Genomic DNA, 18,651 nt, shown 5'->3' with positions numbered 1-18,651 from the left:
TGATTTGATCCCGATCAAAGCGCAGCGGGCGCATCCTGCGGCAGACATCAAGACCAGCCGGCGGCGGACGCGCCGGCTCATGGCGCGTCGGTCCAAACTAACGACGCTGGCGGATCCGAGACAAGATCCAAGATTGGATCGAAGACCGGTCAGGTTCATTGTGACAACATCATAATGTCACGACACCTTCACTGAAGCCCTCTACGCCTCGGTCTCGTTCCACAACGGCACGGGGATTCGCATGTCGGGCTACTATAAGACGCTGCAGACGCAGCGCTTCGACGACTACCGCTACTATCATCAGAGCCGGATCAATCAGACGCTGCATCTGATCAGCGCGGTCATCTTCCTCGTCTGCTACGCGCTGCTGTTCAAAGATCCGGCAATGGCCGGGCTGGTCGGATGGCTCGCGATGCTGACGCGCCAGACCGGTCATTTCTTCTTCGAGCCGAACGGCTACGACCACGTCAACGACGTCACCAACGACTACAAGGAAGCCGTCAAGGTCGGCTACAATCAGACCCGCAAGATCGTGCTGCTCACGGTCTGGGGCCTGGTCCCGGTGGCGCTGTTCCTGTTTCCGACGCTGTTCGGCCTGTTCGCCGAGCCGGCGAGCCGCATGGATTTCGTCCGCCATGTCGGCCTGCTCTGGCTCGCCGTCGGCATTGGCGGCGGTCTGTTCCGCATGATCCAGCTGTTTGCCACGCAGGATGTCGCCACCGGACTGATCTGGGGCTTCAAGGTGCTGAGCGATCCGCTGCACAACATCGCGCTGTACTGGAAATCCCCGCTGGCGCTGCTGCGTGGCGAGTTGATCGATCCGACCATCAAGGATGCTTCGCATTGGGGCGCAGCGGCCGACGAGAGCGAGTCCGAGGAAGCCGCGCATCTCACCTGACCTCCGCGCATCGGCCCCCACCGCACGGCCCGCGGGCGGTGGGCTGCCCGGCTGTCGTAAAATGGAACAACTTCTCCGCTGCGTCGTTTCGGCCTCAGTGCTGGCGGCCTTCAGGAGCTTTCCATGTGTGACTACAGCCTCCATACTGTTGCTTCCCGTGATGCCAAAATCGACGACGTGCTGGTCTCCTGTCGCTTTCCCGGCACGGAGACCCGCGGCTTCTGCACCCAGGACGACCCACTGACCGCGATGTGCCTGCGCCCAGGCACCGAACTCGCCTTCGAGGGCGACGTCCGCATCAAGGGCTTCTTCTTCCGCCGCAAGGTCGGTGCTCATCTCGCCCGCTTCCGGCAGGTCGACCTCAACAAGCCGACCGAGCATCACGACGCGCTGGAATTCTCCAATGGCCGCATCGTCAAGGTCACGGACCTCGCCACCGGCCAACGCGCCCGCGTGCTGCAGATGCCGGCCGATCCGGCCACCAGGCCCACGGCGACCCCGGTCACGATCGAGCTGCGCGCGACGCCGCTTTGAGCGGCACACCAGGCACGGCGCCGGCCATGACGAGGCCGGCACCGTCCTTGGATCGCGTGACTGCATTCGATCACATCTCGTCGCGCTGCTGCGCCTTGATGTCGGGCGCGCCTCCGCTCTTGGACATTGGGAAGGTCGCACGGCCTGCCGCCGCGCGCTTCAATCCGGCAGGTTGGTGAACCGCGGTCGCCAGACGCCCAGGATCACGTTCACCGTGGCCACGGCGAGCATGACCCAGATCGCGCCCTGCTCGGTGCCGAAATTGGGCTGCAGCGTCGCCGGGTCGATCTGCCCGGCGACCGCGCGGGCCGCCTCCTCGGCCGCCTCCTGCATCGGGCCCTGCACTGCGGCAAACCCCCATTCGAAAACGAGAATGCCCGAGGCGAGCTTGGCCAGGGCCCAGCCGGCGCTGTGCAGCGCGCGGTTGACAGCGATCGCGAGCAGCCCCGCGATCAAGGTGAGGCCGAGCGAGGGGAAAAACACGTAGCGCACGATCGCGCCCATCGCCGCGCGCAGCTCGGCATAATGCGATAGCGAGACCGCGGGCTGCGGAATCAGGCCGAGCAGCACGATCAGGCAGGCCATCGCGCCCATCATGCCGATCGCGCCCATCGTATGCAGGAACTTCATCAGCCGTCGCATGGCATGTCCCCCGACGTCGTGACGAGCGGAACTATCTAGATCTTGTCTCTTTGCCCGAGCGTGATCTTCGCGAAAGACCGGTGTCCGTTTTCCCGATCATCCTCTCAAATACGGTCAGAACCGGACTGCGGATCATCTACCAATGCCGCGTGCCCGGCGCCCCCTTGAATGGGCCGACCACGCGTGCGGTGATCCAGCCGCCGTAGAAATCGCCCTCTTGCGCCGCAACGTGCTCGTCGCCGACGAAGCAGGCGTCGACCCGCGAGGCGTAGAAGGCAAGATGCGCGGTGATCGCGGCGAAACTCGGGGTCGGCTGCTCATAGCTCCAGGCTGCCTGCTCCGACACGCGACCGTCGACCTCGATCGTCCAATAGCTCGCGATACCCTTGAACTCGCAGAACGATCGCCCTGCAGCGGGACGCAGCAATGGCATCGCCACATGCTGCGGCGGGATGTAGTAGACCGGCGGATGGCTGGTCTCGAGCACGCGATAGCCCTCGGTCGTATCGGCAATCGTGGCACCGGCGAACAGGACGCGCAGCCGCGCCGGACACCGCTCCAGCCGCGGCGGCCTCGGATAATCCCAGACCGATTCCTGCCCGGGCCCCGGCGTGACAATCTGCATCGTGCCCTCCTGGTGACGCGCCGCAGCGATGCGGAGCCCTCATCAGCAGACAACGAACGGCCGGGCTGTGGGGATCAGTGGACGCGGGCGGGCCGCAGCCATGCGCGGCCAGGGCCGCCGGATCACGAGTTCGAGCCGGTCCGCCGCGCGCCGGGACGGACATTGCCGTCGTCCGAGGTCATCTCCGAATCTGAACTTCGCTCGATCCGGTAGAGCTGGACATAGCTGCCACGAGAAAGCGGCAACAGCCCGGCGACCGGCTGCTGCTTGAGCGGCGGACCGATCACCAGCACCGCGTCGAAGTCGGAGCGCCAGCGCTGCAGATAAGTCGGGATATCCGCCCCTGGAGAGCTATCAGGGTGCTCCAGCCATCGCCATTCGACCGGCTCGCCCAGAGCTTCTGCGAGGCGATCGAACGGAGGTCGAACAATCACCGGCTGCATCGCGGGATTCGCGAACAGCAGCGGCCAGAACGCGCGGCGTTCGATGACGAGCAGCGCGGCCAAATGGGTGTCGATCCGATGCACCCCTGGCAAGGTTCGCTCCCTCTTGTCCGCGTCCCCGATCCCGTCGAGCTCGCCATTCGCGACCAGCACTCGCTTGCCTGGTTCGACCTGCGTCAGTGCCGCGCGCAGCTCGGCGAGATCGCGCCGGTGATCGATCCAGCCGGCGCCAATATCGAGGCAGCGGAGCAAAGTGAGCGCCCCCAGAAGCAGGCCGGCATAGACACCCTGGCGCGCGCTCAGCCGCGGCCGCAGCGCGGCAAACAGCAACAAGCCCATCATCAGAGCGAGGCGCAGATCGATATAGACGCCGTTGATCGCCTTGGCAGGGGCCGCGACGAAGCCCAGCATCAGGACCGCGAGCGCCAGCGGCAGTCCTGGCGCGAGTTCGAGTTGGCGGCGGATGAGCACAAGCAGCGCCAGCACGGCGCAGGCCGTGACCAGCGTCAGCCCGGTGCTCGTGGTCATGAACGGCGTAAAGATCCACCAGAGCTTCTGCTGCCACAGCCATGGGCCCGGCCGCGCCCCCGGCTCGCTGAGCGGGCCCAGCGCATAAAACACGAGGGATGGGATCATGGCGAAGGCGAGCGCACCGGCCGCGCCGACGAGCTCGCGCATGCAGTCGGGAGACCGCCGCAACCGCCACAGCCGGTCCGTCTCGGCGGCGCCGACCAGCACCGCGAAGAAGACAAGTCCGAGAATGTGACACAGGAAGGTCGCGGTCGCGGCGAGCGCGCCGAACCCGGCGAGCACGAGGACGTTGGCGCGACGGCGCAGGACGACCCAGCCGGCCGCACCGAGCAGCGCCAGCCCGAGCGAAAGCTGGAAGTTCATGAAGCCCAGCAGGAAGATGCCATTATAAGCAATGACCGCCGCCGCCAGCGGCCAGAGCGAGAACCGGCCGAAGACGGCGCGATGGTACGCGACGACCCCGATCAGCGGCGCGAACAGCGCAAGCGCCAGCAGCAGGCGGCCGCCGACATGGACGTCGGTGACGCGCAGCAGCGCCGCGCCGATCACGTCCATGCCGAGATTGGGCAGGATGCGCCAGTTCGGGCCGTACATCTGCGACAGCACGGGGTCTTCGGGATGCGCGAGCACGAACAGGCGCGCCAGATGGTTGGGATAGTCGAGCACCGGCGGCACATCGACCAGCAGGAATGGCACGGAGAGAAGGACGACCAGGCTCAGCGCCACAAGGCTCCACAGCCGCCGCATACCGCGAGGGCCGGCCTCGGTCCTCGCCTCGCGCGCGGCGGCCACGGCATCCGGTCCCAGCAGGAGGCCGCCGGCCGCAGCCCCGCCGGTCTTCGACAACAGCAATTGCATTCGCACTGAGGTACCCCGGTCCACCAGGATACTTCGATACCATACGATCTCAGACTGCAAGCTGAACGCGCATTGTGTTGTGGTTGTGCCTAACGCCCCGTTACTCTCGGCGCGTGCAGCACCACGTACGGAACCACGTCAGGCGATTGCCGCGAGATAGCGCGCGACAGACCGCTCGAAGGCGGGCTTCGCTTCCGTTGCGATGTTCTTCTGCCACCACCCGCCGTAGATGCGATCGAATGGGAGCGGCCCGATCGTTGCGGCGATCCTGCGCACGGCTGCGGCGCCGAGCGGGATATAGTTCGGGTAGGAATACATGAAGCTGACGTGGCGGCGGTCCATCGCGACCATCGCGATGTCGCCGGTGAACAGCGCGCCCTTGCCCTCGGCGCCCTCCCGCCAATGCAGCACGGTGGCGCCGGGGAAATGACCGCCGGTGCGATAGAGCCGGACGGCGTCGGAGATCCGCAAGCTGTCGCCCGTCCATGGCACGATCGCGGGATGCGGCCGGGTGACGAAGGCGCTGTCGTCGCCATGGAGATAGATCGGGATGCCGCCGAACGCCTCGCTCCAATCGGCTACCGCGCCATAAAAATGCGGATGCGAGACCGCGATGGCCTTCAGCCCGCCGCGCGAACGCACATGCGCGACAGCGGTCTCCGTCGCCAGGGGAACGCAGTCCCACATCACGCAGCCGTCGGGCTCGGGAATCAGCAGCGCGCGCTGGCCAATCGCAAAGCTCGGATCGAGGCCAAGACCGGTCACGCCGTCATCGTCACGCCAGATGACCTGGCGCGATGCGGCGAGCTCGTCGCGATCGATGAAGCGCTGTCCGCTCCAGTTCACGAACTGGCGCTCCTCGTCGCAAATCCTGCACGCGGACGGCGGCGTGGGCGTGTCAGGAAACTGCGCGCCACATTGAAAGCAGGTCCAGAGAGGCATGAATCACCCGGCGAACTGACATCAGGCGCCGCGACATTAGCATGCCTGTCATCGCGCAACACCGTCGCGCGCGGCCTCGTGATTGCCTAGTCTGGCGGATAGCACACAGGAGTTCCCGAGATGCCGACCGCCTTGCGCCGCGCCACTGTTCACCGTCTGCCGATGCGCAGCCCGGATGATGTCGGCGCGCTGGACGCCGCGATCGCACAGGGCGCCATCGATCCGGCCGGCATCATTGCCATTCTCGGCAAGACCGAGGGCAATGGCTGCGTCAACGATTTCACCCGCGCGTTCGCGGTACGCTCGCTGCAAACGCTGCTCGGCCGGCACGTCGACGGTGATGCGATCAACCAGATCGCAATGGTGATGTCCGGTGGCACCGAAGGCGCGCTGTCGCCGCATATGATCGTGTTCGAGGCCCGTGACGCGAGCGGCGAGACGCAGCCGCGTGCATTCGACAAGTCGCTCGCGCTCGGCCGGGCGCGGACGCCGCTGCTCCCGAGCGAGCACCTCGGCCGGATGCAGCAGGTCGCGCAGGTGGCGGCAGGTGTGCGGGCTGCGATGGCCGATGCCGGCATCGCCGATGCCGCTGACGTCCACTATGTCCAGGTGAAATGCCCGCTGCTCACGATGGAGCGGATCGAGGCGGCCGAGGCGCGCGGGACCACCACCGCGGTGCGGGACACGCTGAAATCGATGAGCTTCTCCCGCGGTGCCTCGGCCCTCGGAGCAGCAGTCGCGCTCGGCGAGCTGACCCTGTCCGATCTGTCCGACGCGATGATCTGCGCCGACTACGCGCGCTACAGCGAGCGGGCGGCGACATCGGGCGGCGTCGAACTGCTCGATCACGAGATCATGGTGGCCGGCATGTCGGCGGATTGGACCGGGCCGCTCGCGATCGACCACGCCGTCATGGCCGATGCCATCGACATCGAGCCGGCGCGCGCCGCTTTGGCCCGGCTCGGCATCGACTCCGCGGGCCAGGTGCCGGCCGCCGCGCGCGGCCGTATCGCCGCCGTGCTGGCCAAGGCCGAGGCGGCGCAGAGCGGCAGGCTGCGCGGCCAAAGACACACGATGCTGGATGACAGCGACATCGCCTCGACCCGCCATGCGCGGGCCTTCGTCGGCGGTGCGCTGGCCGGGCTGTTCGGCTTCACCGACCTTTTCGTCTCCGGCGGCGCCGAGCATCAGGGCCCCGATGGCGGCGGACCGATCGCGATCATCGTCGAACGGACGTGAAGCGCGAGCTGATCGGGACCGTGATACCGGCCAGATCCCGACCTGAATTGCGCGCACCGAACCGTCGACCGACCGGGCCGCGCCGCGACGACGCGACAATGTTGCCCGACTCCGGCCGCATCCGAGGTGCAGCCGGACCAGCACGGCGCAGGCCGCCTGCGCGACCGCGGGAGCGGAGCGGTATCTCGTGCCGGTATTTTCTTATCCGGAATTGCGCCTGAACCGACGATTCAACCTCAAGGTTGCGGGTGTTGCACCAACGCGACACCTTGCGAGCAATTCGCATTATCAGACACAGATGGAAACTTTTCGCAATTGAGCCATCAGTGGAACCCACTTCTGGTCCGATTGCCTTTGAGTTTGCCACTCGTTCGCAATCGGAACACACCCGGTTGCGCGGGACGATACGAACCGAACAACAAAATATTGCGTAGCGAGTGGGGTGGTCGAATATGGGTAAGGCAGTCTTTCCAAGGAGCTTGCGCGGGGCAAGCGGACACGAATGGGATCCGTCCTCCGATATTTCCGGAGTGAAGGTCTCGGCCGTGGCCAGCCTGATCGCGGTTGCCTCGTTCTCGAGTGCCGAAGCCCAGCAGGCGCCGCTGCCCTCCGTCACCGTCGAAGCCCCGGTCGCCCGTCCGAAGCCTGCCGCCTCCCGTCCGACCGCTGAGCAGGTGCGCGCCCGCGACGCGATGCGCCGCGCCGCCCGCCAGCAACAGCAGCAGCAGGTCGCCGCGCCCAAGAGCAACCTGCCGCCCGACCGCAACCCCTATTCGAGCCCCGCGTCGGACTACAAGGGCGAGCGGCTGCAGGCCTCCGGCAAGTTTCCGGAGAAGCTGCTCAACACCCCGAAGACCGTGACCGTGCTGAGCAAGGAGATCCTCGCCGACAAGAACTCGACCAGCCTCAAATCCGCCGTGCTCTCCACCGCCGGCGTGACGCTCGGCACCGGCGAAGGCGGCAACGCGTTCGGCGACCGCTTCTTCATTCGCGGCTTCGACGCCCGCAACGACGTTTTCATCGACGGCGTGCGTGACGGCGGCGTGTCGGTGCGCGAGAACTTCTTCACCGAGCAGGTCGAGATCCTGCGCGGCCCGGCCTCGTCCTTTGCCGGCCGCGGCACCACCGGCGGCGCCATCAACATCGTGACCAAGCAGGCCACGACCGAAAGCAGCTTCTACAACATGGACACCACGCTCGGTACCGACAAGACCAAGCGCGTGGTGATCGACGTCAACCAGAAGATCACTCCGACCTTCGCCGCACGCGTCGGCGGCCTGTTCCAGGACGCGGGCGTGGCCGGGCGCGACTTCGTGACCGACAACCGCAATGGCGGCTTCATCGCGACCAAATGGACGCCGCTCGACACCGTGACGCTGGCGGCCAACTACATCCACAGCGAGGTCACCGGACGTCCCGACTTCGGCGTGCCCTATTGGCGGCCGAACAATCTCGTGGCCGGCGCGCCGTTCCCGGAGGTGGGCTCACCGCGCAACGCCTGGTACGGCTTCGTCAACCGCGACTTCTCGCGCATCGGCCAGGACATCGGCACATTGAATGCCGAGGTGAAGGTCACACCCGACCTGACGATCTCCGACAAGTTCCGGGTGTCGCGCTCGACCCTCAACTACATCGGCACGCTGCCGGAAGGTCCGACGCTCACCAATCCGCTGTCGAACTCGACGATCCGGGCCAACCCCCAGAGCCGCTTCCAGCAGACCGACGTGCTCGCCAACCAGCTCGAGGCGACCTACAAGTTCGATACTGGCGCGTTCCGGCATACCCTGCTCGCCGGGCTCGAAGTCTCGCAGGAAAAGGCGCTCATCAACAGCTACACCGGCCTGACCTCCGAGCAGCAGGGCCTTGCCTTCGCCGGCAACGGTTCGCTGTCCGGCGTGAGCGTGTTCAGTCCGAGCGCAACCTTCGCACCGTTCGGCATTCCCTCGCTCGGCCAGTTCCCGACCAATGTGAAGATCGACACGGCGAGCGTCTATGCGCTCGACAGCGTCAACTACCGCGATCTGGTGATCCTCAACGGCGGCATCCGCTACGACAAATACGACGTCCGGGTCGATGGCTTCGGCACGGTCAACGGTGTCGCCAACACGCCGGGCTCGACGGCGGCCTCGAGCGGCATGCCGAACTTCAACGTCGGACTGACCCTGAAGCCGGTGCCCTATGCCAGCTTCTACGCGGCCTATGCGACGTCGTCGAACCCCGTCGGCGCGGAATTCGACGGTCTGAGCTCGCAGTATGGCGGCCTGTCGGCCGTGACCAATGGCGGCGCCAACCAGGTGTTCGGCCCCGAGAAGAACACCTCGATCGAGATCGGCACCAAATGGGAGCTGCTCGACGGACGCCTGCTGGTCACCGGAGCCTTGTTCCAGACCGAGAAGGAGAATGCTCGCGAGTCGCGCAACATCGCGAACGCCACGCAGGCCACCGCTGATTGTCCCTATCCCGTGGGCACCACCGGCAACGTGCCGTGCCTTTCGGCCGGCGCAGCCTACCGCATCCGCGGCATCGACCTGCAGGCGGGCGGCAAGCTCACCGACAAATGGAGCATTTTCGGCGGCATCGTGCTGATGCAGTCCGAGGTGACGAAGTCGAACATCCCGCCGGCGAACACGGCGCTGTTCACCAGCAATGTCGGCCTGCAGCTCGCCAACACCGCGCACCAATCGTTCAGCCTGCTGACGAAGTACCAGATCAACGACACCTGGGAGATCGGCGGTCAGGCGGTGTACCGGTCGAAGATCTTCGGCGGCACCTGGCTCGCCGCGAACCAGGGCACCGAGCTGCCGAGCTATTGGCGCTTCGATGCTTTCGCGGAGGCCAAGCTCGACAAGAACTGGACCGCGAAGGTGTTCGTTGCCAACATCTTCAACAAGCTCTACTACGACGCCTTCTATCAGAGTGCCACGCCGTTCACCCTGGTCGGTCCGGGACGAAGCGCATCGATCGTCCTGTCCGGACGGTTCTGACCACCGGCCTGCGCCGGGGCCGCTATCGAGTTGATGAGTTCATGCTGATCTGTGTCCCCGGGATTTTGAGCAAGGATGATGTGGCGGAGTTCCGCCACATCATGGACTCCAGCGACTGGGAGGACGGCCGTTCGACGGCTGGCGCCCAGTCGGCGATGGTCAAGCGCAACGAGCAATTGCCGCCCGACAGCGAGGTGGCGCGCAAGCTCGGCCACCGCATCATTTCGGCGATGACCGCCAATCCGCGCTTTCTCGCCGCCGCAATTCCGCAGCATATATTCCCGCCGCTGTTCAACCGTTACGCGGCCGACTCAGGCCATCATTTCGGCATCCATGTCGACAATGCCGTCCGTGGCGACAAGCTCACGGGCCTGCGCATTCGCACTGACCTGTCGGTGACGCTATTTCTCTCCGAGCCGGAAGAGTATGACGGCGGCGAGCTGGTCATCGAGGATCTCTACGGCTCGCATGAGGTGAAGCTGCCCGCCGGCGACCTCGTGCTGTATCCGGCCTCCAGCCTGCACATGGTCACGCCGGTCACGCGTGGCGTCCGCATCGCCTCGTTCTTCTGGCTGCAGAGCATGATCCGCGATCCCCTGGCCCGCAGCATGATCTTCGATCTCGACACGACGATCCAGGATCTGTCGCGCCGCATGGGCCGCGATGATCCGGAGATGGTGAGGCTCACCGGCCTCTATCACAACCTGATCCGCTATTGGGCCGAGACCTGAGCGAGCGGCCCAAGCAGTCCGGTCGGAGATCATGTTCCGGGCTGGTCTCCGGTTCTTGATCAATTCAGACAAAGTGGCACAGCCGGGTTGCAGAGTGATGCAGCCCGGCTCGTCTTATCTAATCCTTTCAATTTCATTGACTGCTTGATTCGACCGCCGCCCGGCGGCCCCCGCTCGTCGGATGTGATTGCGGCCGAGCCGTCCCCGGCTCCGCGTTGCGATCGCCGTCGCCTGGGCGACTGGACCATCGCTCCCGCCATCGTGCATTTCGCGACTCTGCAGCGACTGCGAGCCTTCGACGCCCACATCGCTCTGCAACGGCGAAAGCGGCAGAGTCGACATCTCCCGCCGATCCCGCCCTGCACCGCCGCGCCAAACCGGTCCGTCACACGACTAATTAGAATCGATGGAAGACCGAACGACGGCATTTGCGTGACGAGAACGATCGGACACGGCGCGCCTTGCCGCCGCGGCATCGTAGCACACCAGAACTTTCAGGGAGTTAGCATGTGATCGCCGCGCTAGAACTGCGGTCAGTCGATCGTGCAGCGCAATCCCTCGCTCGGCATCCTGTCCACGGCATTGCGCGCGAACGTCGATGTTCCCGCTTTGAGACAACGCGCCGTCTCAAAACAGCCCCGTTAAGTCTCGAAACATTACAAGGAAATTAACTACAAAGGATGTGCAGCAACATGTTCAGGATCGTTCTTCGCGCAGGAGCGGTGATCGCAATCGTTTCGGCCGGCGCGGCGGCGCAGGCCGAGCAGGCAGCCACCTCGCCGAGACCTGGCCAGGCTACCGTTGCGCCACAGACTTCAGCAACCAATCCAGCGCCAGCAGCAGCAGCAAGACTCGCGCAGAGTTCGCCGATGGCAGGAGTGCCGTCACCTGCAGCGAACGCTGCGCCGGCAGCCTCAAATGCGTCGGCAACTCCGGCGACGGCAGCCAAGCCCATCAACAGCGCGCAGGCGATCACGACGCCGACGCCGCCGCAGCCGGCCGCACAGGCTGCTGCGGCCCAGCCCGGCACGGGCGCGCAGGCGAATAGTTCCGCTCCGGTCGCGACAGCGCCCGCTCAAGCCGCAGCCGCTTCGCAGGGATCTGCCTCGACCACCACTGCAAGCGACGCGCAACCTTCGACCGCCACATCCACAGAAGCGGTGACCGATCCAGCAGCAACCGCGGACAAGGCCAAGGATCAGGCCGAGAAGCCCGGTCAGGGCGGTGCTCAGGCGGCGTCTCACGTGCCGCACGATCTGTCGCCCTGGTCGATGTTCCTGGCCGCCGACATCCTGGTCAAAGCCGTGATGATGGGTCTTGCGCTGGCCTCGCTCGCGACCTGGACCGTGTTCATCGCGAAGACCATCGAATTCGCCATGCTCCGCCGCAAGTTGAAGCGCGCCTTGCACAAGGTCGCCGATGTGCGCTGGCTGTCGGAAGCCAAGCTCGCGCTCGGCTCGCGCGAAAGCGTACTCACCACCATGATCGACGCCGCGATGCATGAGATCCGAATGTCCTCGGAGCTGCCGTCTCACGGCGTCAACGAACGGGCCGCATCGAGCTTCGCCGAAATCGTGCGCGCGGAAGGACGGCGCTGCCGCACCGGAATGGGCCTGCTCGCCACGATCGGCTCGATCTCGCCGTTCGTCGGACTGTTCGGCACCGTCTGGGGCATCATGAACAGCTTCATCGGCATTTCCAAATCGCAGACGACGAACCTTGCCGTCGTCGCCCCCGGCATCGCCGAAGCGCTGCTCGCAACAGCGATCGGACTCGTGGCCGCCATTCCCGCCGTCATCATCTACAATCACTTCACCCGCGTGACCAAAGGCTACATGGAGCTGGTCAGCCGCTCCTCCGGCGCGACCGCGCGCATGCTGTCGCGTGATCTTGATCGCGGCCAGGGCCATCACAGCACTCACGGTCAGCGCTTCGAGCCGATCCACGTCCACGCCGCGCCTCCAATGGCGCTCGCTGCGGAGTAAGCCATGGCTGTTTCTCTCTCGGAAGCCGATGGTGACGATGATCTCGGCGAATCCAGCGACATCAACGTCACCCCGTTCATCGACGTCATCCTGGTGCTGCTCATCATCTTCATGGTGGCGGCCCCGCTCTCGACGGTCGACGTGCCGGTCGACCTTCCAACCTCGACGGCCACGCCGCAGAAGAAGCCGGACAAGCCGATCTATGTCAGCATCAAGCCGGATCTGACATTGTTCGTCGGCGAGGAGCAGGTGAAACGAGCAAGCCTGGTCGGTTCGCTCGAGCACATCCCGGAGGCGACCAAGGACAAGTTCGTCTTCCTGCGCGCGGACCGCGGGGTACCCTATGGCGAGCTGATGGATGTGATGGAGTTGCTGCGCACCGGCGGCTATTCGAAGATCAAGCTCGTCACCGTCGAAGGCGTTTCGCAGGCGGCCGCGACCGCTCAGCCTGTGCATTGATCCCTCATCAACGATGGAAGTGTAGAATGGTCGAACACAAGTATCAGGGAGCGTCGCGCCGCTTGTGGATCTCGGCGGCGATCGGAGCGCTGATGTTGCACGGCGGCGGCGCCGCGCTCGCTGTCGTCCATCTCAACGGCCAGGAGACGGATGGTGGGCTCGGCGCCAATGGCGCGGAGTTCGCACTCGAGATGGCCTCGCCCCAGGTCGAGGACAATGATCTTCCGGCCGGACCGGACAGCGACGCGGCGGAAGCCGCGCCGGAGCAGATGCAGCAGACGGCTGAGGTCAAGGAGTCCGACGCGGTCAAGGACAAGCCAACCGAGACCGAGGAGGAGGCTGATCGCGTCGTCACGATGAACGACCCGAAGAAGCCGGAAAAAGAGGAGCAGCAGCAGGCGGTCCAGCAGGCCGAGGCCTCGGTCGCGTCGGCTGCCCAGGAAGAATCGGCGCGCAAGGCGCTCGACGAGGCGGCGCCACCGGCCGAGACTGCCAAGGCGCCCAATCCGGGAATGGGCAAGGACAAGCAGAAGCTGACCAATGATTGGGGACGCAAGATCAGCGCCTATTTCGAACTTCACAAGCGCTATCCGGAGGGCAAGAAGCGCAACGGCACGGTCAAGGTCGCGCTGGTGCTGAGCCGGGCCGGCAAGGTGATGTCGGCCTCGGTCATGCAGTCCTCCGGGGATTCGGTATTCGATCAGGCGGCGCTGTCGATGATCCACCGCTCCGATCCGGTGCCGGCGCCGCCCTCGGGACTGACCGACGACCAGTTCAGCTTCAGCATCGATGTGAACTTCAATCAGAAGAATAAATAGCACGCGCTGCAGCGCGTGCATCTGCAGACTTGGCAGCGTTCGCGACCGCGCGGGCGCTGCCTTTTCGTTTCGCCCGGCTCGATGTCAGCCACGCGAGCCGATCGCAACCGATCATCTGAGCTCGCAAGATCGTGGATGCCGGCGCGGCGCCGAGACATCACGGATCGCTCAGCGACCGCCCTCCTCGTTGCGAGCCGCCGCTCTCGCCATCATCAGGGCTTCACCGTCACGGCGGCGCCTCAGCCACAAGAATCGTCGCGGAGCAAGGCTGTTGTAATGAATGTCGGGTGGAATGAGCTCGACAGTCGACGGATGACCGACGTGCACGAGACAGACGCTCCCCCGACGAATTCATCTGGATCAGCAAACAGCAAGATGGACCGGATCATTGGCATCGTTGGGAAAGTGAGCGCGCCACCCCGTCGTGAGAGGCGGGCTTCGTCGCGCCGCCAGCGCCATGCGCTAATACTGCACCCTGGCGCCGACCTGAACGACGGTGGCAGAGAGATCGTTCTCCCGGAAGTTGGACCGGGTCTCCTCGCGCCGGACGCTGGCCCTCAACTGCAGCAGGCGGGAGAATTTGTAGAGCATGCCGAGCTCGACCAGGTAACGATTGTCCACCCGCGTGGTCCCGGTGAACGCGTCCTGGCCATAGCCGGCAAGGAACGTGCCCACGAGCCAAGGCTCGAACTGGTGCTCGATGCCGACGGTGACGTCGCGCTTGAGCACGCCGGAGATCCCTGGCTCGGTGATCTCCACCACCTGGGACTTGGCGCCGAACATGATCGCCGTCTCCTTGGCGTATTGCCAGGTCAGGTTCGCATCGGCAATGAAGCCACTGACCGGCTTCAGCATCGGATCCTGGTAGCGCCGCGTGAGATAGCCGACAGCGACGTCGCCGGTCAGCTTGTCGGCATAGGCGAACGTCACGCCGGCTTCGACGGCCGTCCCGGTCGAATCTCTGCGGAAGCCTTCCGCATCGACAGCGATGTCATGAACGCGCCGGTCGACCGCGACATCGACGAACGGCCGAATCTCCGGCGTCAGGTTGTAGGTCACGCGGCTTTGCGAGCCGTACTGAACGAAGTTGCGATCGGCATTGCTGACGATCTGGCCGTCGATAAGCGGCGCGTTCTGGAACGCGACGCGATCGATTGCCGCCTTGGTCGAGATTTCGATCTCCTCGAACCTCTTGGTCACGCCGGCCGAGCCGCCGACGGTCGAGGCCAACGGGATCTTGGCGAACCGCCCGGCGAAGCGCGGCGTACCGGGATCATCGGCATCGACGGCAACGTGGCCCTCGCCGTTGATCGCAAACGTATCGGTGATGTCGTAGCGCCCATTCACCTTGGCGTCGACGGTAGGCCTGCTGAGCTGCCGGAGCTTTGCATAGTCGATATAGCCGACGCGCACATCGGCATTGAGCAGATGGCGCTCGAACTGCGAACGCACGAGCAGGACCGGTGCAACGCTGACGAAGCCGGAGCCCGCTCCTTTGGGCACGCGGCCCGGATTGCTGTCGAAGCCTGACGACATTTCGAACGCAGGCTTCAGGATGAAGTTTCCCACCGTAATGCCCTTGGGCTCGTAGGGATCCTCATCCATCATCGGTGGCGGCTGAGGCTGCGGCTCCTGCGGCTTGCCCTTGTTCACCGGCGGCAGCTTCATGCGAGGCTTGTCCGCCAAAACCGGCGGAATCGGTTGCGCGTCCTGCCGCGGAATCGGCGGCAGGTTTCGTGGCAGCACGCCGCGGGTGGCCGGGGGCGGGCTCACAGCGAAGGCCAATGCGTCCAGGCAGCGATTGGGCACGTTGGTCGGCACCAGACGGCCTGGCGTCGCCAGGCAGCCTCCAACCAGAAGGCCGGCGGAGGGCGCGCCGAAGAAGCCGTTGCGAACCGGGGCGAGGCGCGGCGCCGGCTCGCGGCGCGTGGCCTGCGGAAGCGCACCGGCCGCAGGATCGATCGGCGATTTCGGTCGCGGCGGCGTGCGCTCGTCCGGCTGGGCAGCTGCGGACTTCGGCTCCTGCTCCGGCTCGTTGCCGCCAGGAGCGATGATCATCTGCGGGATGACGACAGGACCGTTGCCATTGGCGGGCCGCGCCGGCGGCCGCTTGCGATTGGGCACGACGACCACAGGGCCACCGTCGATCGTGCCGGGATCAGCATAGGCGCGCGCCTGGCTCTGGGCATACGACGGAGCAGACTCGACCAGCAGCACGAACAACACAGTGATCGCCACCGCCTCGTCCGGACGCGGCAGCACGCCGCGGCGATCGCGACAACTGGGACTGATGCTCTCTCGTCCTGCCCGTTGCAAAAAGACGTGTCTCCCGTGAAGCGCGGCACCACCCGACGGGCCGCGACTCGCAGACGTCGATGGGCTGGCGGCCGGCACAGGCTGGCCGCCTTCGAAGGATTGTGAGGCCCCGAATCCACCGGCTGATCGAGACGGCGCATGCCAGCCGCGAGATGGCCCCACGTGGCGCTTGATCGTCGCCTGCCCGGGCACACCGAGGGCCCCAGCCGGATGCGCCTATTCCACCACCAAGGTGCCCTTGTTGCCCTGATGGAAGTCATCGAAGAATTCGTAGCGTCCAGGCTTCTGCGCCTTGACCTTCACCACGCCTTCCATGTTCGGCTTGATCACGGTCTCGAACTGGAGAGGCTCGCTCTCGAACTCCACCGGTGCGCCGTCGAGATTCTTGACCTTGAACACGATCGGTGTGTCGGCCGGCGCCTTCAGCTCCGCGGGCTGAAACTTGTTGTCCTTGACTGAAATCTCGATGGTGGTCTCCGCGGCGCTCGCCGGCGACGCAATCGCCGCGATCAGCAGCGCGGCGCCCCCCAGGAGTCCTGCTTTTCCAAATCGCATCATGGCTTATATCCCTGTCCCCGAACCAGTCTGTCTCGAATTCGCCATTTGCGCACCCGCCCTGGAGATCGCGCGGCGTTCGTAGAACTAATATAAGTTACAGAATGCGGCGATTTGCCGTGTCGAAACTTGACGAAATCATTGTGTGCGACAATTCGCGAAGTTTATTAGTCGCGGCTTCGTCAGCCCCCTCCGCAAGAGCCTCTCACGCATCATCTCGTGCCATTTCAGCACAGCGAAAGAGCTGCCTTCATCGCAGCGCATCGATGAAAAGCGCTCACAACTCACCTCATCGCGTGCGGATGGTGAACGACTTGAGTTGGGTTGGCCTGCGCATCCACTACGTCAGCCATGCCGACCCGAAAACGCCATCAGACATCGCATGCCTGCACGACGCCAGGACGCCATCCGCCTGATCGCCCGCGTCGCCGATCACTGCACATGAGTGATCAGCGTATCGGATGCGTCGAACGATTTGCATGACGGCGGACAGGCTCATGCGTAACGCGATGTTGCACGTATGGGACAGCATCGCTCGTGATCTCAGCCGAGGCCGAGCTTCCTGTCATAGGTGCTGAGGGCCCGCGGCATACGGGGCGAGGGCTTGACGCCCGCGACCTGTGGATTGACCCGATGAGGCGGCAGCTCGGGCACCATCGAAACCTGCTCCGCCGGTGCAACGTCCGCGCCCTCTTCCACAGGGCCAGCCGGTTGTCTCGCCGCTGGCGTAGATCCCGGCATCCGCTTACGTCCGGTGAACATCGCCCGTGCCAGATTCTCCTTCTGCAGCACGCTCATCCACAACGTTCCGAGCAGGTGGACTCCGATCAGCGCCATGATCGCGTTGGAGGACAGCGAATGCGCCTCCTGGATCCACCAGACACCGAAAAAGCGGAGCGAGACCTGCATGACCCCGCTGATGGTCGAAATGAACAGCAGCCCGACCATCGCCACCAGCATCGCCGCGCCTGCCGGGTTCAGCCCGAGATAGCGCCCAGTCTCGCCGCGAAAGATGTTGATCATGTAGCGGGGGGCTGCGCGCAGCTTGAGACTGATCCGCGCGAGCAGCGAATGACGGGTGCCGATGACACCCCAGATCAGCCTGAATGCGAGCAGGCCAATCACGGCATAGCCTGCCGTCCGGTGCAGAGCATCGTGAGTATTGGGCGTGACGCAGGCGATGAGCACGAAGGCCGCGAGAGCCCAGTGCCAGACGCGCAGCGGGACATCCCAGACCGCAACGGTTTTCGATCCCGGGCGCGCCGACGTTCTGGAAGCGACGCGCTCTCGCGCCTGTCCTGCGTCACGCATGATCGTCAGATCACTTCGCCTTCGTATGCTTCAGCGCGAGATCCTCGGGGCTATAGAACAGCTCATAGAGCTTGCCGCTCTTGACGCCATAGACTTCGTAGCAGGTGCCCTCGATCTTGGTCTGGCGAACCTCATAGCCCGCCGACTTCGCCTTGGCTTCCGCGTCCGCCACGGTCTTCCACGACGCCTTGTCGAGCTTGGTGCAATCCTTGTAGCCGTCGGCCAGGGCAACGGAGCCCGATGCCGCGGCTGCGGCGAGCGCAACGACCATGATCCTGATGACCTTCATTATCAAATCTCCTCCAAACCTGCGCCATTGCGCGCATGCACCGCGCTGAGCGCGAGACCACAAAGAGGAGTGGGATTTCAACGAAACTTGGACGGCGCCCGCCGCCACAGCCGTGCACAATCGCGCACGCTCGACCCGAGTCGCCCCGCATGTCGCCGCATTGTCGCTGGGCTCCGGACCCAACTACGTTGCAGCTGAGATGAAACGATGTCGATCCGTCCTTGCCGCCTGCTCATGTCGGTGATCGGATGCGATACAAACGCGAATGCAACTGACATTGATTCGCAAGCAACTATTGTCACTGCAGCGGCACGCTTGCGTGCGGCGCGCGTGGCCGGTGCCAGCGGACACGTGCAGACCACCACACTGCTGCCGGATTGCAGCTGTGACGATGTTGGGGCGGGATGCGAGCGCACGATCGCAGGATGCGACAATCGGTCTCGAAAATATTTTTCTTGAACCCACGGCTTCAGCTGTCGGAACAGCGCCCC

At 64.9% G+C, this 18,651-nt stretch carries 17 protein-coding genes; 8 read left to right on the top strand and 9 right to left on the bottom strand.

Annotated features, from left to right (window positions below; genetic code table 11):
• Positions 1–241 precede the first annotated feature (241 nt).
• Together HL671_RS17910 and HL671_RS17905 are read left to right on the top strand one after the other, a co-directional pair.
• Positions 242–898, top strand: coding sequence for an Mpo1-like protein (locus HL671_RS17910; RefSeq protein ID WP_012041600.1), 657 nt, complete (start codon positions 242–244; stop codon positions 896–898).
• A 123-nt stretch (positions 899–1,021) separates the two neighbouring features.
• Complete coding sequence (locus tag HL671_RS17905) at positions 1,022–1,432, top strand: hypothetical protein (protein ID WP_012041599.1); 411 nt, start codon at positions 1,022–1,024, stop codon at positions 1,430–1,432.
• A 159-nt stretch (positions 1,433–1,591) separates the two neighbouring features.
• On the opposite strand, the gene HL671_RS17900 is transcribed toward HL671_RS17905, so the two are convergent.
• From HL671_RS17900 to HL671_RS17885, 4 genes are all read right to left on the bottom strand, one after another.
• The gene (locus HL671_RS17900; RefSeq protein WP_012041598.1) at positions 1,592–2,074 is read right to left on the bottom strand and encodes a hypothetical protein; all 483 of its coding nucleotides are present in this window, start codon (positions 2,072–2,074) and stop codon (positions 1,592–1,594) included.
• Between the two features lie 136 nt (positions 2,075–2,210).
• A complete protein-coding gene (locus tag HL671_RS17895; RefSeq protein WP_012041597.1) occupies positions 2,211–2,699 on the bottom strand; it encodes a DUF427 domain-containing protein in 489 nt (162 codons plus the stop codon).
• Positions 2,700–2,821: 122 nt separating this feature from the next.
• The gene (locus HL671_RS17890; protein ID WP_246579720.1) at positions 2,822–4,531 is read right to left on the bottom strand and encodes a hypothetical protein; all 1,710 of its coding nucleotides are present in this window, start codon (positions 4,529–4,531) and stop codon (positions 2,822–2,824) included.
• A 138-nt stretch (positions 4,532–4,669) separates the two neighbouring features.
• Positions 4,670–5,473 (bottom strand): MBL fold metallo-hydrolase, encoded by an 804-nt coding sequence (locus HL671_RS17885; protein ID WP_172237189.1) that lies wholly within the window; start codon positions 5,471–5,473, stop codon positions 4,670–4,672.
• Between the two features lie 120 nt (positions 5,474–5,593).
• Here HL671_RS17885 and atzD point away from each other — a divergent pair, with 120 nt between their 5' ends.
• The 3 genes from atzD to HL671_RS17870 all read left to right on the top strand — a co-directional run bounded on the left by atzD (position 5,594) and on the right by HL671_RS17870 (position 10,427).
• Positions 5,594–6,712 carry a cyanuric acid amidohydrolase gene (atzD, locus tag HL671_RS17880; protein ID WP_012041594.1) on the top strand — a complete coding sequence of 373 codons (1,119 nt, stop codon included), beginning with the start codon at positions 5,594–5,596 and terminating at the stop codon, positions 6,710–6,712.
• A 452-nt stretch (positions 6,713–7,164) separates the two neighbouring features.
• Positions 7,165–9,696 carry a TonB-dependent receptor gene (locus HL671_RS17875; RefSeq protein WP_012041593.1) on the top strand — a complete coding sequence of 844 codons (2,532 nt, stop codon included), beginning with the start codon at positions 7,165–7,167 and terminating at the stop codon, positions 9,694–9,696.
• Positions 9,697–9,737: 41 nt separating this feature from the next.
• Complete coding sequence (locus tag HL671_RS17870) at positions 9,738–10,427, top strand: Fe2+-dependent dioxygenase (RefSeq protein WP_041750382.1); 690 nt, start codon at positions 9,738–9,740, stop codon at positions 10,425–10,427.
• Positions 10,428–11,094: 667 nt separating this feature from the next.
• On the opposite strand, the gene HL671_RS38950 is transcribed toward HL671_RS17870, so the two are convergent.
• Positions 11,095–11,457 (bottom strand): hypothetical protein, encoded by a 363-nt coding sequence (locus HL671_RS38950; RefSeq protein WP_172237187.1) that lies wholly within the window; start codon positions 11,455–11,457, stop codon positions 11,095–11,097.
• 130 nt (positions 11,458–11,587) lie between these two features.
• Here HL671_RS38950 and exbB point away from each other — a divergent pair, with 130 nt between their 5' ends.
• Genes exbB through HL671_RS17850 form a run of 3 tightly spaced genes read left to right on the top strand, consistent with a single transcriptional unit; the run spans position 11,588 to position 13,689 of the window.
• Positions 11,588–12,412, top strand: a complete 825-nt coding sequence (gene exbB, locus HL671_RS38010; RefSeq protein WP_172237185.1) for a tonB-system energizer ExbB — start codon at positions 11,588–11,590, stop codon at positions 12,410–12,412.
• 3 nt (positions 12,413–12,415) lie between these two features.
• Positions 12,416–12,871: a TonB system transport protein ExbD gene (gene exbD, locus HL671_RS17855; RefSeq protein ID WP_012041589.1), complete on the top strand. Its 456-nt coding sequence runs from the start codon at positions 12,416–12,418 to the stop codon at positions 12,869–12,871.
• Positions 12,872–12,897: 26 nt separating this feature from the next.
• A complete protein-coding gene (locus HL671_RS17850; RefSeq protein WP_012041588.1) occupies positions 12,898–13,689 on the top strand; it encodes a TonB family protein in 792 nt (263 codons plus the stop codon).
• A 462-nt stretch (positions 13,690–14,151) separates the two neighbouring features.
• On the opposite strand, the gene HL671_RS17845 is transcribed toward HL671_RS17850, so the two are convergent.
• The 4 genes from HL671_RS17845 to HL671_RS17830 form a co-directional block, all read right to left on the bottom strand.
• Positions 14,152–16,005 (bottom strand): outer membrane beta-barrel protein, encoded by a 1,854-nt coding sequence (locus tag HL671_RS17845; protein ID WP_012041587.1) that lies wholly within the window; start codon positions 16,003–16,005, stop codon positions 14,152–14,154.
• 216 nt (positions 16,006–16,221) lie between these two features.
• Positions 16,222–16,563: a cupredoxin domain-containing protein gene (locus HL671_RS17840; RefSeq protein WP_012041586.1), complete on the bottom strand. Its 342-nt coding sequence runs from the start codon at positions 16,561–16,563 to the stop codon at positions 16,222–16,224.
• Positions 16,564–17,103: 540 nt separating this feature from the next.
• On the bottom strand, positions 17,104–17,871 hold the full coding sequence (locus HL671_RS17835) for a cytochrome b/b6 domain-containing protein (RefSeq protein ID WP_172237183.1): 768 nt from the start codon (positions 17,869–17,871) through the stop codon (positions 17,104–17,106).
• A gap of 10 nt (positions 17,872–17,881) precedes the next feature.
• Entirely contained in the window at positions 17,882–18,160 is a 279-nt protein-coding gene (locus tag HL671_RS17830; protein ID WP_012041584.1) for a PepSY domain-containing protein, read from the bottom strand.
• Positions 18,161–18,651 lie beyond the last annotated feature (491 nt).

It is taken from the genome of Bradyrhizobium denitrificans (genome assembly GCF_013179005.1).
GTDB classification, from domain to species: domain Bacteria; phylum Pseudomonadota; class Alphaproteobacteria; order Rhizobiales; family Xanthobacteraceae; genus Bradyrhizobium; species Bradyrhizobium denitrificans.
The sequence above is the reverse complement of the archived record's forward strand: the minus strand, read 5'-3'. Positions and strand labels throughout refer to the sequence as shown.

Coding starts and splice junctions, on each gene's coding strand:
- HL671_RS17850 (WP_012041588.1), top strand. CDS start 12,898: ATGGTCGAACACAAGTATCAGGGAGCGTCGCGCCGCTTGTGGATCTCG.
- HL671_RS17895 (WP_012041597.1), bottom strand. CDS start 2,699: ATGCAGATTGTCACGCCGGGGCCCGGGCAGGAATCGGTCTGGGATTAT.
- HL671_RS17875 (WP_012041593.1), top strand. CDS start 7,165: ATGGGTAAGGCAGTCTTTCCAAGGAGCTTGCGCGGGGCAAGCGGACAC.
- HL671_RS17900 (WP_012041598.1), bottom strand. CDS start 2,074: ATGCGACGGCTGATGAAGTTCCTGCATACGATGGGCGCGATCGGCATG.
- exbD (WP_012041589.1), top strand. CDS start 12,416: ATGGCTGTTTCTCTCTCGGAAGCCGATGGTGACGATGATCTCGGCGAA.
- HL671_RS17830 (WP_012041584.1), bottom strand. CDS start 18,160: ATGAAGGTCATCAGGATCATGGTCGTTGCGCTCGCCGCAGCCGCGGCA.
- HL671_RS17905 (WP_012041599.1), top strand. CDS start 1,022: ATGTGTGACTACAGCCTCCATACTGTTGCTTCCCGTGATGCCAAAATC.
- HL671_RS17890 (WP_246579720.1), bottom strand. CDS start 4,531: ATGCAATTGCTGTTGTCGAAGACCGGCGGGGCTGCGGCCGGCGGCCTC.
- HL671_RS17840 (WP_012041586.1), bottom strand. CDS start 16,563: ATGATGCGATTTGGAAAAGCAGGACTCCTGGGGGGCGCCGCGCTGCTG.
- HL671_RS17910 (WP_012041600.1), top strand. CDS start 242: ATGTCGGGCTACTATAAGACGCTGCAGACGCAGCGCTTCGACGACTAC.
- HL671_RS17835 (WP_172237183.1), bottom strand. CDS start 17,871: ATGCGTGACGCAGGACAGGCGCGAGAGCGCGTCGCTTCCAGAACGTCG.
- HL671_RS17870 (WP_041750382.1), top strand. CDS start 9,738: ATGCTGATCTGTGTCCCCGGGATTTTGAGCAAGGATGATGTGGCGGAG.
- HL671_RS17885 (WP_172237189.1), bottom strand. CDS start 5,473: ATGCCTCTCTGGACCTGCTTTCAATGTGGCGCGCAGTTTCCTGACACG.
- atzD (WP_012041594.1), top strand. CDS start 5,594: ATGCCGACCGCCTTGCGCCGCGCCACTGTTCACCGTCTGCCGATGCGC.